10 protein-coding genes are annotated in these 15,698 nt (G+C 40.6%); 2 read left to right on the forward strand and 8 right to left on the reverse strand.

The genetic code is table 11. From position 1 onward, the window contains the following. Nucleotides 1–152: 152 nt before the first annotated feature. From D1B33_RS03250 to D1B33_RS03280, 7 genes are all read right to left on the reverse strand, one after another. Complete coding sequence (locus D1B33_RS03250; RefSeq protein ID WP_118874891.1) at nt 153–1,610, reverse strand: alpha-amylase family glycosyl hydrolase; 1,458 nt, start codon at nt 1,608–1,610, stop codon at nt 153–155. A 469-nt stretch (nt 1,611–2,079) separates the two neighbouring features. Further along, nucleotides 2,080–2,445, reverse strand: a complete 366-nt coding sequence (locus D1B33_RS03255; RefSeq protein WP_118874892.1) for a YisL family protein — start codon at nt 2,443–2,445, stop codon at nt 2,080–2,082. 106 nt (nt 2,446–2,551) lie between these two features. Then, a complete protein-coding gene (locus tag D1B33_RS03260) occupies nt 2,552–3,454 on the reverse strand; it encodes a fumarylacetoacetate hydrolase family protein (RefSeq protein ID WP_118874893.1) in 903 nt (300 codons plus the stop codon). Nucleotides 3,455–3,557: 103 nt separating this feature from the next. Continuing rightward, nucleotides 3,558–4,730, reverse strand: a complete 1,173-nt coding sequence (locus tag D1B33_RS03265) for a DUF418 domain-containing protein (protein WP_118874894.1) — start codon at nt 4,728–4,730, stop codon at nt 3,558–3,560. A gap of 104 nt (nt 4,731–4,834) precedes the next feature. After that, complete coding sequence (gene addA / locus D1B33_RS03270; protein WP_118874895.1) at nt 4,835–8,557, reverse strand: helicase-exonuclease AddAB subunit AddA; 3,723 nt, start codon at nt 8,555–8,557, stop codon at nt 4,835–4,837. Next, nucleotides 8,538–12,059 (reverse strand): helicase-exonuclease AddAB subunit AddB, encoded by a 3,522-nt coding sequence (gene addB, locus D1B33_RS03275; protein ID WP_118874896.1) that lies wholly within the window; start codon nt 12,057–12,059, stop codon nt 8,538–8,540. The genes addA and addB overlap by 20 nt, the downstream gene beginning before the upstream one ends. Before the next feature lie 205 nt (nt 12,060–12,264). Next, entirely contained in the window at nt 12,265–12,924 is a 660-nt protein-coding gene (locus tag D1B33_RS03280; RefSeq protein ID WP_118874897.1) for a TVP38/TMEM64 family protein, read from the reverse strand. A 399-nt stretch (nt 12,925–13,323) separates the two neighbouring features. On the opposite strand from D1B33_RS03280, the gene D1B33_RS03285 reads away from it, so the two are divergent. Both D1B33_RS03285 and D1B33_RS03290 read left to right on the forward strand, forming a co-directional pair. Continuing rightward, nucleotides 13,324–14,043 (forward strand): AzlC family ABC transporter permease, encoded by a 720-nt coding sequence (locus D1B33_RS03285; protein ID WP_118874898.1) that lies wholly within the window; start codon nt 13,324–13,326, stop codon nt 14,041–14,043. Then, the gene (locus tag D1B33_RS03290; protein ID WP_118874899.1) at nt 14,040–14,366 is read left to right on the forward strand and encodes an AzlD domain-containing protein; all 327 of its coding nucleotides are present in this window, start codon (nt 14,040–14,042) and stop codon (nt 14,364–14,366) included. Before D1B33_RS03285 ends, D1B33_RS03290 begins: the two co-directional genes overlap by 4 nt. A 60-nt stretch (nt 14,367–14,426) precedes the next feature. Here the strand turns inward: D1B33_RS03290 and D1B33_RS03295 are convergent, their stop codons facing one another. Further along, nucleotides 14,427–15,617 carry a PDZ domain-containing protein gene (locus D1B33_RS03295; RefSeq protein WP_118874900.1) on the reverse strand — a complete coding sequence of 397 codons (1,191 nt, stop codon included), beginning with the start codon at nt 15,615–15,617 and terminating at the stop codon, nt 14,427–14,429. Nucleotides 15,618–15,698: the final 81 nt, after the last annotated feature.

The following is a 15,698-nucleotide window of genomic DNA, read 5'->3' on the forward strand; positions in this document are numbered from 1 at the left end:
TAATCCTAAATTTTATGATCTGAAATATATAATTTCAAATGGTAAAAAATTAGGTTAGTTATCCATTGTCCACCCATCATCTCTTTCGTTTAATATTAAGTCCGATTCTAGCATGTTCAAGGCCACTTAACAAGAACATTCTGCGCTAGTCACTACTGCTGATCAGAACGTCTGCGCTTTCCGCGTTTGATAATGGCAATGATGAAGGCAATAAATAAGAGATAAACAAGGCCCAATGCGGCTAAATATCCCTTGTTGATGCCTCTTTCTTCGGTAACCTGGAAAATCTCGACAATTTCACGGTCAAGGACAATCGGGTAATTGCCGTCTTCGTTCATGCGAACCGTATCGCTATCCAGCATGGCGCGAAGTTCTTTACCGGTACCGATATCTTCTTCCGAAATATCCAGGCGTGTTGTTTCACCCGTGTTATTGACGACAACCACCCATGTTTCCTCATCGGAAGAGCGTTCAAATGCCAGGAAACCATCTTCATTTTTTAAAAGTTTAAATTCCCCGTTGCGCAAAGTATCGGATTGGGTGCGCAATGTTTGGATATTGCCGATAAAATCGATCATTTCCTCATCCGTTTTAAAGTTATAAAGCTGATGCGCCTCCGGACCCGCTTCTCCATTCATGATAATTTCCGTTCCATACTGCATAACGGGCACACCCGGCAAAAGCAATGTAGAAACAATGCCAAGCCGTGTACGTGTTGGAGGATAAGCTTCAACAGTTAGCGTAAAGCGGTCGGTCAATAAAGAATCAAGCATCAGTTGGGGCGGTGCTTGCTCCCCTTCGGCAAATGATTCAATATGGTCTAGCAAAGTTGACGAATCTTCATTGACATTTTTATAAGCATTCCGAAAGGCTTCCGTTGTGTCGTTAAAGTATTTTGCATCAAAATTTGCATCGCTTTCTTCATTGGATATGACATAAAGGTTTTCATTTTCAGATTTGATGGCAGAGATTAGATCATTCACAAATTCCACAGGAGCGTCTCCCAAATTCGTTAAACGCATCCCTCCGAAATCATAGGCTGAGCTAAATTCCACAATTGCATCCAGCAACGCTTGCTGCACCTCTTCATTCTGCAAATCCCATTGAACCTTGCCTTCTGAAGTGCTTGCAATCCAGTCGGATTTGGAAGGATCTTGTGCCCATTCATGATTTTCACTCACATTGGTTAATGGGAAATCCACCATTACTTTCATATTGCTTTTTTGAAATGCGGCAATCACATTTTGCAATTCCTCGCTTGTACCGAAGTGTGGTTCGAGTTCACTATAACTTGTAACCATGGAACCGTCGTAAGTTTCGGTTTCAAAGACCGAGCCGATGGAAACAATGCTAAAGCCCATTTTTGTGATTAAAGAGGATTTATCAACTAACCCTCTAAAATCGCCACCTGCAAATTGGGATATATCTTTCGGATCTGTGTCGAAATCATTTTCTGCAGTTCCATTAAAATATCGGTCAACCAGTAAATCATATATGGTTTCATCCGCGATTGTTTTCGTTTCCTGCACCTTTGCAACAGCAGTGAAAGAAAAAGATGCTGCCAATAGCGCTGTGCAACCCGCTGCGCTAATCCATTTTATAAGTTTCAAATATTTCCATCTCCTATCAAATGGCCTCTTACTTCACAGGCATTTCTATAAATAAAAATAGATTGCTTGGTACCTGTCGCTTGCTGCGCTTTCATTACACTTTAGACTTATATGGCTGTCATTGACACCTTTACCAAAGTCCACAGATGAGCTGAATGAAGTAAAAACCATACCATCGCCATTTTACCAAAATTGTAAGTTTTTCTGCTATCCTTTACAAGAAAATCGTTAATATATATGTTAAATTGCGACAAATACGTGACAATCTGTCATTAATCCCATACTGCTATGATACTAAGCTCCGGAGTTGCGGGTGAGGCTTTATTTTTGGTCAACTTTGGTTGTTGCTTAAACGGTTATCCATGAGCCTGCATCTTGTACGCAGCATTTCATTAGCCCCATTTTTGGCCAAAAGAAAATCGCAAAGTACTCGTTACTTTGCGATTAACATTCTCTATTAACTTATTGTTTAAGCCAAGAAATTAAGACCCATTGGCAATTTGAAGCCCATGAATAATACGGCGAATAAGAAGACGGCAAATAATACCCAGAATATTGTTGTCGGCTTGTTTTTAGCTTGACGAACCAAGACCATTTCCATCATGCCAATAACCAAAATACCCAACAAGAATTTAATGCCGTACTGCATGCCTTGTCCATAATCCATGGCTTCGATGAATAATGCAACACCTGTAATAATGACTAGAATATAAAACAAACGTAAAGCCATATGAATCCCTTTAGATTTTGACACAAACGCTGCCACGAAAAATAGTACGAGTGCAACTACCCACGTAGTTATGTGCAGATGCGTAGAGCCTGTTAAAAAGTCCATGTTTTCCCCACCTTAATTTTCTTTATCAGCATTATCCTACCATAGTGTCGTTTCGGGATTCAAATATAAACCTATTTACTAGAGTTTTAATTGCTTGGACGAAAATTTACTCGAATCGATTTGACAAAGTACCGATTCCCTGGATGGATACTTTAATTTCATCCCCCGATTTTAGGAAAGTAGGCGGCTTCATCCCTTTTCCTACTCCTGCTGGTGTGCCTGTTAAAATGACATCACCCGGCTCTAAAGTGACATAGTTTGAAAGAATGGACACTAGCTCGTCCACTGGGAAAATCATATCTTTTGTCGAGCCATTTTGGCGCACTTCCCCATTCACTTTTGTCACAATCGTTAAATTTTGCGGATCGGCAATTTCATCCTTTGATACAATATATGGTCCGAGTGGACAAGATCCTTCCAAACTCTTTCCGATGAAATACTGTTGATGACGATCCTGCAAATCGCGCCCAGTCAAATCGTTGGCGATAGTATAACCGAAAATATAGTCATAAGCCTGTTTTTTAGGAATCTCTTTCCCTTTCTTGCCGATGACAACTGCCAATTCCCCTTCATAATCCAGCGAATCTGTTTTGCCTTCATGAATGGATAACACTTGCTCGTCCGCAGCAATCGTTGTTGGCGATTTGGTGAAAACAACCAAATCTTGCGGTGCAGCTTCCACACCCATTTCTTTCGCGTGCTCATCATAGTTCTTGCCAATACAAATAATATTCTTTGGAGTTCTTGGAATCGGTGAAAGCCACTCAATTTCTGTAAAAGAATATTTGAACTGTGCCGCTTGCTCTGTATGGGCCACGGCTTCTACCAATTTACGAATTTGTTCAACAAAGTCAAAACCTAATGCGATTCCATCAATAATTTTTGTTGGAAAAGAAGGGACAATATTAAGTTCCTCTTGAATTGCCAGAACATCCCAAACTGCTTCCTCTTTTTTCACTTTCGGACCGAACTTCACTTCACCATTTAATTTAAACGATAAAATCTTCATGAATAAAGGCTCCTTCTTTTTTCCTTTGTTGTTTTGCATTCTAGCTATCTAATAATGAGAGTGCTAGATTAATTTCATGATACATTAATTTTTTTGAAATTGCTCACTTTTCAGAAGATAAATTTCTATAAGTCAATTTCTTAACTGCCCATTCCAATGGTCCCTGTTTAAACCTCGTAAACCAAAGCTCTGCAAAAATAACTTGGATTACAAATAATGCAAGAGCAATCATTGTCCCCATCGGAACATCCACTTCTCCATACAATCCGAAGCCAAAATTATAGAAAATAATAGATAGTATGATGGACTGCATGATATAAATCGTCAGCGACATGCGCCCAGCTTTGGCGATGGGCTTGAGAATTTTCCGCACCACCGGAACCATGCAAAGACAAAGTATGGCACTTGTATAGCCAATTGCAAGAATTGGACCACCCACGTAAACTTTTAAATAATCCAATAGGTAAGTACGGCCAAACAGATAGGGTGCGCTTTTAACAAACAATCCCGCAGTCAAGCAGATGATGGTCAAGATAAGCCAAAATCCTTTTAATTCCTTCGATCTTTCGACTAGCCGCCATTTTGCTGCAGCAGCTCCTATAAGCATATAAGGAAGGATGGTCATTAAGGCTGATATCCACATGGCAATGCTCATCTGGACCGATAAATCCTTCAGTCGTTGGACAAAAGCATCTGTCCAACTGCCAATTCCATAAGCGGTGATGGCATTATTGATGGTTTGAATGTCAACCGCAAGAGGTTCGACCTCCATATTGGCCATGCCGGATAAAGCGAAAATACCGATAAAGAATAATTGCATCAATCCATTGATGACAAAGGCAAAAGTTAATAGCCAACCACTTCCAAATCGAAGAAACAATATGAGGAAGAAGCCGCAAAAAGCATACATCGTTAATATATCTCCCCACCAAATGAAGAAGGCATGGATGAGGCCGATGATCAGAATAATGATTAATCGTTTCGAACTGAATTTATAAAAATTGCTACCTGTCTGTTTGGCTTTCATAAACTGCATGGCCATGCCATAGCCAAATAGCATGGAAAACAAAGGGTAAAAACTGCTTTGCACATAAATATCCAATGTTTGATGCCAAATAATATCTTTGGCTTCAGTAAACCAATTTCCCAAATCAACATGTGGCATGGGTAAATAAAAAGCGAATATATTTACCAGTAAAATACCGAGCAAACTAAATCCGCGCAAAATATCAAGAGAGTCAACTCTCTCATTTAAAGAAGTAGGTTGGAAATTCACAATTTTTCTCCTTAAGGCGTTTTACAATTATTCTACAATATTCCAGACTCCGCTTGGAGAAATACAGCCTATTAATTTAGAAAATTAATAGGCTGCTTTTCTTGCTAATCCAGGCGGAGCTCTTTTTGTGCATTATAAAGATATAATATTTTTTCATCGACGGTAATTCCTAAAATGGATTCGACAGCTTGGCAGTATATTCTTAACTGCACATCATATCGTTTTTTCATTTCATTTGTTAAATAAGGTTCTTCTTTAAACCTTGGCAGAATTTTATCGGTTTTATAATCAAGCAGCACCCAGGTTCCATGTTCATCTTCAAACAAACAATCCAAAATCCCCTGAATAATTTGGGAATCGCCTTCCTCGTCTGCCATGCTTAAGGTAAAAGGTAGTTCGCGATGAATTTGTTTTGCACATGCAAAACGCTGTCCGATAGGTGTGGAGAAAAAGTGAAGAATTTTGCTTGGGTCGACCACGTCTGTTTCCACTTGTGTAAGCAATCTTCGTTCCACCAACACTTGCAGATAGCTCTCTACTTCATCGATTGAAGAAAAGCCTTGTTGCGGCAAGTGTTGCATGACAGTATGAATGACCGTCCCCATCTCGGCTGCCGATAAAGCTTTTTCCTGTAAAAACAGCGGTCTCTTCATCAAGGAAGTTTGCCTTTTTTGCAACACAGCAGTTTCTGGTTCTTCTTCGCGGCGCAAACTTTCAATGCGTTTGATTTCCGACACGCTTGTTTTCGATTTTTTCTGCACGGCGTTGCGATAAGGATACTTTGATGTAAATCGATTGCGCAATTCATCCAATAATGATTCATCAACTTGTTCCGATAATTGTTCTGCGGTTTTATCCTCATTTTCGGACAGTGAGGAATTCATGAAAAATGTATTGGAAATCGGTGAAATAGTCCATTTCGAAGGATGATCAATCGCCGTAAATGCTTCATCGCTTAAATTCCCAAACGAAGAATGTCTTGCAATGGCAGGACCAATCCAATTCAGATAGTTATTCGCACGTGCCCGCATAAAATCAGGCAGCATGCTATCTGTCGGAAGTTGTTGTACCTCACACCAAGTAGAGCGAACTTTTTCCCAATCCTTAACGGAGCCGACTAAAATCAACCTTTCCTTGGCGCGGGTCATCGCCACATATAAAATACGCATCTCTTCCGCTTTCATTTCGAGAATTTTTTTCTCTTTCATCGCCAGAAACGGCAAGGAAGTGAACATGATGCGGTCGTCCGGATCAATCGCTTTAACAGCCAATCCAAATTGCTGATCAAAAAGGTATGGCAGGTTAAAATCCATCTTGTTAAAGTTTCTCCCTAGTCCAGCTACAAAAACAACAGGATATTCCAGCCCTTTCGATGAGTGGATGGTTACAAGTCGCACTACATCATCTTTTTCACCAATTGACTTCGCCACACCTAAATCATCCCCGCGTGTTCGCATCCGGTCGATAAATCGCAAAAAGCGGAACAAGCCTCGGAATGAGGTTTTTTCATACATTAACGCCCGGTCATGCAACGTGCGAAGATTGGCTTGGCGCTGTTTTCCGTTTGCCATTGCCCCGACCATTTCATAATAATTCGTATCGATGAAGATCTTCCAAATGAGATCGGATAAGGAACCTCTTCTTGCAAGATTGCGCCAAGTTTCAAGCTGTGTTAAAAATATGCGCAATTTTTCTGCGGTCTCCCTATTGATGCCAGATTGCTCTTCTTCCACGAACTGTTTTACCGCTTCATAAAATGGAGACTTTTTATTGACGAGCCGGATTTTTGCCAATTCATTTTCCGTACAGCCGATAAATGGCGCCCGCAATACGGAAGCAAGTGGGATATCTTGATATGGGTTATCTACCACTTTTAAGACATTCAACATAATCATGACTTCCAGCGCTTCAAAATAGCCTTTTGACGATTCGGCATATAATGGGATTCCAGCAGATTTAAACTCTTCTACCAAATCCCCTGACCAAGTCATGGATCGCATGAGAATCACGATATCGCGATATTCCATTGGACGGATGCGTTTGGCAGGATCTTTTTGTTTTGCATCGTATACAGTTGCCCCGCCATCAATCAGTTCGCGAATTTTTTTAATAATAAATCTTGCTTCTTGCTGTGATTTTTTTAATTCCTCTTCGATGAAAGCATCCATTTCGGCATCTTCATCGACTTCTTCCATTTCATCTTCTTGTTCTTCATAAAGTATGGCAAGTTCAATCGGTATCTCCACATCATCATATGGCGCACCAGGCTTTAAACCTGCTTTTTCATCATAATGAATTTCCCCGACAGTCTCTCCCATAATTTGTTCAAACACATAGTTCGTTCCATGCAAGACTTCTTTACGGCTTCGGAAGTTTGCATTTAAGTCAATTTTTAAGCCATTGGAGACAGGTTCCTCCTCAAATTGGCCGTATTTATTTAAAAACAGCATTGGTTCAGCCAGCCTAAAACGATATATAGACTGCTTCACATCTCCCACCATGAATAGGTTTCCATCTTCTTTACTGCCGTTTTTGACGAGCTGCAGGATTGTCTCTTGTAGCATATTTGTATCTTGATACTCATCGACCAATACTTCTTTAAATTTTTTTTTAAAATCCATGGCCACTGGAGATGGCTGGAGTTCGCCATCTTCTTCCACTGTTAAAATTTCAAGCGCATAATGTTCCAAATCGGAAAAATCAACCAAGCCTCGTTCAAGCTTTGCTTGCTTGAACTTTTCGCTAAATTTTTCCGTTAGTTCAACGAGCGTTTCAATGATCGGCCTCATCAAGCGAATTTCTTGCAACAATCTCTCGGGTTTTCGCAAAAAGAACGCTTCTTTGATTCCAGTGACAACCTTCTTAGCCTGATCTCGTTTTTTCTTTGCCATTTCTTGAAGCTGCGGATCACAACTATCTTTTTTCATTCGTGCTAATGTCGACCACTTTAATGCATTGAAATAATCATATGCCTCCTGCCAGGTCCCTGCTTTTACAAGACGTATCGCTTCCTCGATTAAAGCAAAATCAAGCTGCGCCGTTTCGCCATATGCATAAGGACCATCCGGTTCCAAAGAATAGTGGCGAACCTTCTCGATGTGAGCTTTCGCTTCTTCCAAACTAAATAAAATGGAGTTTTTTAACGGTCCGATAAAATCCAGCTCATCGATTGTGATGTCTTCAGGCAAATCATATTGCTGCGCTAGATTGCGCAACCATCTTAGCGGTTCAGGATGAACACGTGAAGTGTCATATAATTTATCGATTAATGTTTCTATTGCCTGGTCATCCCGGTCGGAAGTAAAACTATCAACCAACCGGTAAACTGCATTCACTTTTTCCTCGTCTTCTTGGTCGTATGCCTCTTCCAGCACTTCCGCCAAGACATCGTCGCGCAATAACGCAGACTCTCCTTCGTTGGCAATTCGGAAACCTGGATCAATTTCGATTAAATACGCATACTGACGGACAATCGCCAAACAAAATGAGTGGAGTGTTGAAATTTGCGCTTTATTGACCAAGCTTAGCTGGCGTCGCAAATGCTGGCTGTGCGGATTTTTTTCAATTTCTTTTTCCAGCGCTTCCGCCATACGGTGTCTCATCTCAGCTGCCGAAGCATTTGTAAAAGTCACGACCAGCAATTCATCAACATCGATGGGATTTTCGGTTGAAATGACTTTTTCAATCATTCGATTGATCAATACGGCTGTTTTGCCTGAACCGGCAGCAGCTGACACAAGGGTGTCTTGTCCGGTAGCCCAGATGGCTTTCCATTGCTCGTCCGTCCATGTAACATTAGGTTGTTTTTCAGGAATTGATAGACCCATCGTTTTTCAACTCCTCTCTTATTTTTGATACAATCTCCGTTGGTTTTTCTGCATGCAGATGATGATACATTTGTTCATTGTCCGTCGGGTCGAATTGGCAAACAGATTTGAAACTGCAAAAATCACAAGCTGTTCTTCCTTTCAAACGATATGGATAAATGCCTGTTTCGCCGTTTAAAATTCCATTACCAGCTTTTTTATGTTTATCTCTTACATAATGTTTGATTTGACTCATGTCACTTGGTTGTACAACGCGGGATAACGAAGAAGAAGCCGTTCCATCTTTCTTTAAATAAACCGGAACGATTTTCGAGCTTCCTCCCTCTTCCAGTTCTTCATCCATTGCAATCAGTGACTCCGCATTTTCTGTCAGAAGCCCTTTCATTCGGTATTTTTTCATGCGCTCCAATTCCAGCGCCATCTCGTCCAGTTCTTGCTCCATTTTTAAAATGGGATTATGCACATGAACATATAAAACGCCTGCAGGGTTCACTTCGCCCTGGAACCATACATCTGCATTTTCCATGGCGACATCCAAGTATGTCAGCAACTGAAGCGAAATGCCGTGGTAGACCTCATTTAAATCTAGGTCGCGGCTGGAAGATTTATAATCAATCACACGCAAATAGGATTTGTCGCCAATTTTCGCGCGGTCGATTCGGTCAATTCGGCCACGCAGCCGCATTTTGCGCCCACCTTGCAAATCAATCTCCAAAGGCGGCAGCTTTTCGTTTGGCCCAAATGCAGCTTCAATCGCAATCGGTTTAAAGAAGGATGATTTGGCATGCTGTGATAAAGCCATCATCGTTCTTTCCACGATACGGACTAATTTCCGTTGAATATAGCGGTACCTTGCACTGCTTAACAAAATCTGATGAGAGAACACCGGTACAATATACTCTACTGCCTGTCGTGCAAGCTGGCTGCATTGCGCTCTTGTTAGACGATTCCATTGCAAGTTTAATCTTTCCGTTTCAAGAGTAATCCATTTTAAGGCTTCGTGGAAAAGATCGCCCATTGCAAAGTTTTCAAGCCGATAAACCGCACGTTCCTCCAATTTCAAGCCGTACGTTGTGAAATGCGAGAATGGACAACGATAAAACTGTTCAACACGCGAGACACTGGAAGTAAGTTCTGTACCATATAATTGTTCCGTAACTTCGACAGCCAGTTTTTCGGCGGCATTTCTTCTTTCCAACGGACGCATGACAGTTTTTAATGCATGTCTCCAGTAGCCATCCTGCTCATAAAATGCCTTTAAAGCTCGCCATTCCGGTGCCAGCGTTTGTGAATACTCCGTCTGGCGCAATTGCATGATCAAATAAGCAAGGGAAGTTCTGGGATGTTGTAAGTATGACAAAACATTATTCGGCTGAAGTTCCTCGATTGGATCAATCAGGACACGTTTATGGACAAGCGTCTTTACTCCATTTACTTCAAAGAGCTTATGCAATCGATTAATGTATAAAGAAGGCAATAAAGCCTTGCTTTCTTCATCGCTGCTGGCAAATGTTACGTAAAGCCGGGTTGTGGGAGAAGAAAAGGCTCGATAAATCAAGAATGCTTCTTGCAATAGGCGGTATTTGGATGTTGGCGATAGTTCGGTATCAATTTGCGTGAACCATTCTCTTTCCACATCGGTAATTAGCCCCTCATAATCCATACGCATCGGATAAACGCCATCATTTACCCCGATGACAAAGACGCACTTTTTATTGTCAAAGCGGGAATATTCCACTGTAGCAACAGTTACTTCATCTATTGATGGGGGAATCTTTGAAAATTCCAGCGTATCGTACCCTTCATCCAATATTTTTGCCGCTTCTTCAATTGTTAGCTTTTGTTCTCCGAACATCAGAACGAATTGGTCCATTACATTAATCCAGCGATTCCAGGCTTGGTCATGCTCACTTGCACCATGCAAATCATGTTCTTCCAGTTCCGTATCCTTTAAAGCCTGAAGCTTTTCATAGATTTGCAATTTATCGATGCACTCATATAATGCCATCGCAATTTCCCGCCCGGTTTCGGCTTTCTTCAACGCATCCTGCAGTGATTGCAGCGGCTCCCTGATCAACTCTTTCATTTCATCGATCAGTTTCTGCATTTCCAGCTCTGCATCGGTTTGTCTTTTCGAATAAAACTCCAACCCGCGATATTTCTTGTAAAACCAACGAGAATCTTCGAACCAACGATAGCCGAAAATACCTTGTTCAATCACAAAGTTTTCAAAGAGGTCGGCTTTTTCCCTCATTTCATTTAAATTGCTGTTTAAAGGGAAAAACATATCAGTCTTCACACTTCTAAAAACAGGTTCATACTGCCAATTGGTCGAAATTATTTCCAAAATGGACCGACTAAATTCAAATAATGGGTGATGCAGCATCGGCTTCTTTTCATTTGTGAAAAATGGAATATCATATTGGGCAAAGGTTGTTCGTATAAGAGGATCATAAATATCCGCTTGGCGATACATAATCCCGATATCTCGGTAACGCATTCCCTCTTCCCTTACAATTCGACATATTTCCCGGGCAATTGCATGCACTTCGGCCCGGCGGTTTGCCCCTTCAATAATTTCCAGGAAACCTGTCGATTCAACCGGAACAGGTACCGGTTCATGAAATTGTGATTCCACCTGCAGTAAATCATTATTCTGAAACCGATATGTTTTATCTAAATGAATTCGTGGTTCTACTTCAATTTGAAATTTATAAGCTTCTTGAAGAAGTTTGTCATACATCAAGGCTGGTCGATAAAATACTGCTTGTTCATTATATTTGTCTTGTTCATTTTCAAAAGGCAAAACAACCGTGACTTTCTTTGCCAACGAAAGCAATTGTTTCACAATCTCGAATTCTCTTACCGTAAAAGCAGTAAATCCATCAATATAAATATGCGCTTCTTTAAGTTTTTTCGAATTTGGAAGCTGTTCAATCAGCACAGGGAAAAATCCATCGCTATCAACAAAGCGGTCTCCCAGCAACTCTTCCAATTTCGTCAAAATAAACTGAAGGTCCTTGGCTTTTGCAATTAAAGTATTCGGCGCTCCGGAGCTTTCCAATCTGTCGATTGCTTCTTTTAATGCTGCACTATCAATGTTATATTGGCCAAACTCTTTAATGAGCAGTTCAATTTCTTGAGTAAAGCCGCGCTTATCGGCTGCTTGGCGAAATAATGAGAGTTCTTCCTTGTGTTCCAAAAGCAATCGGCGGATCAGCATTCGATATCCGATTTGGTCGAGCTGCTCTTTTGCAATTCCTCCGGTTTCTTGCAGGATATACCATGCCAAGCGTTTAAACGTCATGACTTGAGCACGGATAATGCCCGTAACTCCATAATCATTCGTCAGCATATGCTCTGCTTGAAAAGACATTTGATCGGGAACAATTAAATAGATCGGTGCACCTAGAGGGCGTTCTTTTAATTCCTTGACGATTTCTTTATGAATTAAAGTCGACTTCCCGGTACCCGCTCGTCCACTTATCACTCGTAACGACATAACTTCCCTTCTTTCTACCTCTACTTTTATCTCTATTATAACAGAACGCATGTTCTTATTTATCTTATTTCCAAAATAAATATTTGGGTGTTTTCCATCAAACTATTATAATACTTTTTTGCAGTTAGAACTATTGTTGGGATTGTATTCACCACCCAAAACCTTTACTTCATTTCCATTGCTGAATGAATAGAAAAAAGAGCGATTACAGCAATCGCTCTTTGTTGACTGAGGCATTCATTTCTTTATTTTTCTTTTTTTTTGCTGCTGTTCTTAAATCACGTTCAATTTTTTTATTTAAATGTTTTTCTATTCCTTTTCCAATAATCCATAGCAAGAAAATCCCTACTCCTGCGAAAATTAATTTAATAGGGTCCGTTATGAGAGCTTTCAGGTCGTAACCTAGGACACTCATACTTGCAATCATGATAAATTTCCCTGCCATTAGGACAATCAGGTAATATTTTTTCTTAATGTGCGACAAACCAGCCACGATATTTACTAGAACAGATGGAGTAAACGGAAAGCAAAGCAGAATAAATAATGGGCTTAACCCACGCATATCCACCCAATTGATCAATTTTTGCACTTTTTCTTTTTCTATAAATTTGCGAAAGCGGGGATGTTTGCCAAATCTCCGCACAAGGAGGAAAACCGCATATGAGCCTAGAACCGTTCCTGCCCACGAGAGTATAAATCCAAGCAATAAACCATAGGTGCTTGCATTCGCCACAACGACGACAACCAATGGTATAAACGGAAGAAAAGCTTCTATAAATGGAATCAGAATCCCGATCAGCGGTCCAAGTGTCCGATATTGCGTTGTTAATTGTTCGATATTTTCGACTGTAAAAAAATCGTGCACATGTCCCACCTCAATTTATTGTCAAATTGTATATAATTGTCATGGTGCCTTCTATTTCACTTTGTCCACTGCTGCCCTTTTTAATATGTTGTTTATATCTTTTGCCAGATTATTTAAAGTTAAACCGAGTGATCCATGTTATTTTCAAGAAACATAAGAATGTTTTCATACCAAAAAGATGATTATACTATTATTTTATTATAGGAGAAAAGATACGTAAACGGCCATTATCGATTTGCAATCCATCATTTCCTATATATTTTTAATAACGAAATAAATGTGGGATTTGTTGCACTTTTTTGAATAGCGGTTGTTTTCATTAATAATGTCCATTAAAGTTATAGGATAACTGATCGTTTTCATGATTCAATATTTTAGAAGAGAGGGTAACTATTCAGCATGCAAGCAAATTTAAAAGAATCTACCATCACAACCGATTCTTTCTCGCAAGGAGTCAAAGATTGCTTACCAACTTTATTGGGGTATATCAGCATCGGGTTGGCCTTCGGGGTAATTGGCATCACTTCCGATTTATCCGTTCTTGAAATTTTTCTATTGTCCGTGCTTGTTTATGCCGGCTCTGCCCAATTTATTTTTTGTGGGTTATATGTAGCGGGGGCTCCTTTTTCGGTTATTATCATTACTACATTCATTGTAAATTTAAGGCATTTATTGATGTCCTTGACGGTAGCACCATACCTTACACGTTATTCTACCTTACGCAATGTTGGGTTTGGTACATTGCTAACAGACGAAACATTTGGGGTAGCTGTTACGAAGGTCATGAAGGAAAAGCATCTTGGCGGAAATTGGATGGACGGGTTGAATGTAACTGCCTATCTGACTTGGATTGCCTCTTGCACAATTGGAGGATTGATCGGAAAATGGCTTCCCAATGCTGAAAGTCTCGGATTGGATTTTGCATTAATTGCAATGTTTGGTGCATTGCTTGTGCTCAACTTGACCAACGTAGGAAAAAGTAAATTATTGCATTATTTAAAACTCATTGGATTGATGGCGGTTTTACTATATAGTTTGTTATACTTTGTGCCGGGTCACCTGGCCGTGCTCATTGCAACCGTGATTGTGGCAACCATTGGGGTGGTGACGGAAAAATGACAACTTCCCTGTCGATGATTTTATTGATGCTTGGCTGCGCTCTCGTCACATGGATTCCGCGTGTCTTTCCGTTTATGTTGGTCCGCAATGTAAAAATGCCAAATATCGTATTGAAGTGGCTAGCTTACATACCGGTTTGTATTTTAAGTGCACTTGTGCTGGAATCCCTTTTCCGAGTCGAACATAATTTCGTAACATTGGATTTTTTGAATTTCATTGCATTTATCCCTACTTTGCTTGTTGCGATTTGGACAAAAAGCTTATCGAAAACAGTAGTAACAGGGGTTGTGACAATGGCTATTTTGCGATTTTTCCTGCATTAATCAGTAAAGGGGCAATCCTTGAAAGTCTAACTTTCAGGATTGCCCCTTTTTCCTATAAAACTATTCAGCAACTAATAAGCCAATCTGGTAATGGTCATTATTATGAACAACATGCTGCGTTAACCGCACTTCGTGTTGGTGATCCAGCACTTCCAAGCGGCAATGGGCTGCATTGATTTGTAATGCTTCATATAATTGACGCTCACTATGCACTTCCACCCCATTGACTTTACGGATGATTTCGCCAACACTCAAGCCCATTTTTTCTGCCGGTGAGTCTGGCAAAATACCAGCAATCATCACGCCACTCGACTTCGCCGATACCGCATAAACATCCTTCTGTTCGCGGATTGCAAACCGAATGGAAATCATCATACGGGCCACCAACCCAACGACCAGCACCCCTAAAGCCACAATAGGTGGTATCGAAGAGAAAAGTGCGCCAATATAAGTAATAAGTCCGCCAATAATCACAATTTCACCTAAAATCAGAACGGCACGACCAAGTTTAGGATACAAATAAACCGGCAACGTATGACGGGCCATTTGCTGAAATCCTATAATAATAGGAAACAAAACCAGCGAGAATTCCGTCTGTCCTAAAGAAAATTGCGGCCACCAAGGAAAATACGCTTGGATTGCCTCTCCAGGAACTACAAAAAAGATGGGCAGCACCCAAATCTTTTTGCTTAAATAAGCTACCGCCTTTAATCCTCTTTTGGAATGTTCTACGATGGGCGAGGCATATTGAGCACCGTATTTGCGTATTAGCAATCCTTCCGCCACCAGCAATAACCCAGCCAAAATTGTGGCTGTTACAGCTGTACCATCATTCACATCCACACCATTCACATTCAACCCAAATATTTGGAAGGACACTTCAAAAAAGTCAAGCAAGTAAAGTGCAGCTAAACTAACTGTGAAAAGTACAATTGGGGATAGCAAATGAAATACATAAATGATAAGTGCTATAAAACTAGCAATGGTCACTGCATACAAGAACTGTGTCGGCAACGTTAAGCCAAAACCTATGGAAAGAACGGAAATGCACAAAGACACCAGCAATCCTTCCTTCAGCAAGCCAACCGTTTCCGACCATCCCCATAAAATACGAATATGGAAGAATTTACGCTCCCTTTTTACCCGACGATAGCCCAAATAGATCGCCATTATGATTGCCAGATAAAAGACTGGGTTCAGAAATAAACGCCCAAGGGCTCTGGCAATCTCTAATAATAGTTCTGTCACCATTTTTCCACCGCCTGTTTACAACTAACTATTGTCATTGTATCAAACGAGGCGGCAATTGCGTAGATAAAAACGACCGATTTC

The organism is Ureibacillus yapensis, from assembly GCF_003515775.1.
GTDB classification, from domain to species: Bacteria; Bacillota; Bacilli; order Bacillales_A; family Planococcaceae; genus Ureibacillus; species Ureibacillus yapensis.

Excerpts from the sequence above, each read along its gene's own strand:
- D1B33_RS03255 (WP_118874892.1), bottom strand. The coding sequence starts at position 2,445 with ATGGACTTTTTAACAGGCTCTACGCATCTGCACATAACTACGTGGGTA.
- D1B33_RS03260 (WP_118874893.1), bottom strand. The coding sequence starts at position 3,454 with ATGAAGATTTTATCGTTTAAATTAAATGGTGAAGTGAAGTTCGGTCCG.
- addA (WP_118874895.1), bottom strand. The coding sequence starts at position 8,557 with ATGGGTCTATCAATTCCTGAAAAACAACCTAATGTTACATGGACGGAC.
- addB (WP_118874896.1), bottom strand. The coding sequence starts at position 12,059 with ATGTCGTTACGAGTGATAAGTGGACGAGCGGGTACCGGGAAGTCGACT.
- D1B33_RS03285 (WP_118874898.1), top strand. The coding sequence starts at position 13,324 with ATGCAAGCAAATTTAAAAGAATCTACCATCACAACCGATTCTTTCTCG.
- D1B33_RS03290 (WP_118874899.1), top strand. The coding sequence starts at position 14,040 with ATGACAACTTCCCTGTCGATGATTTTATTGATGCTTGGCTGCGCTCTC.
- D1B33_RS03295 (WP_118874900.1), bottom strand. The coding sequence starts at position 15,617 with ATGGTGACAGAACTATTATTAGAGATTGCCAGAGCCCTTGGGCGTTTA.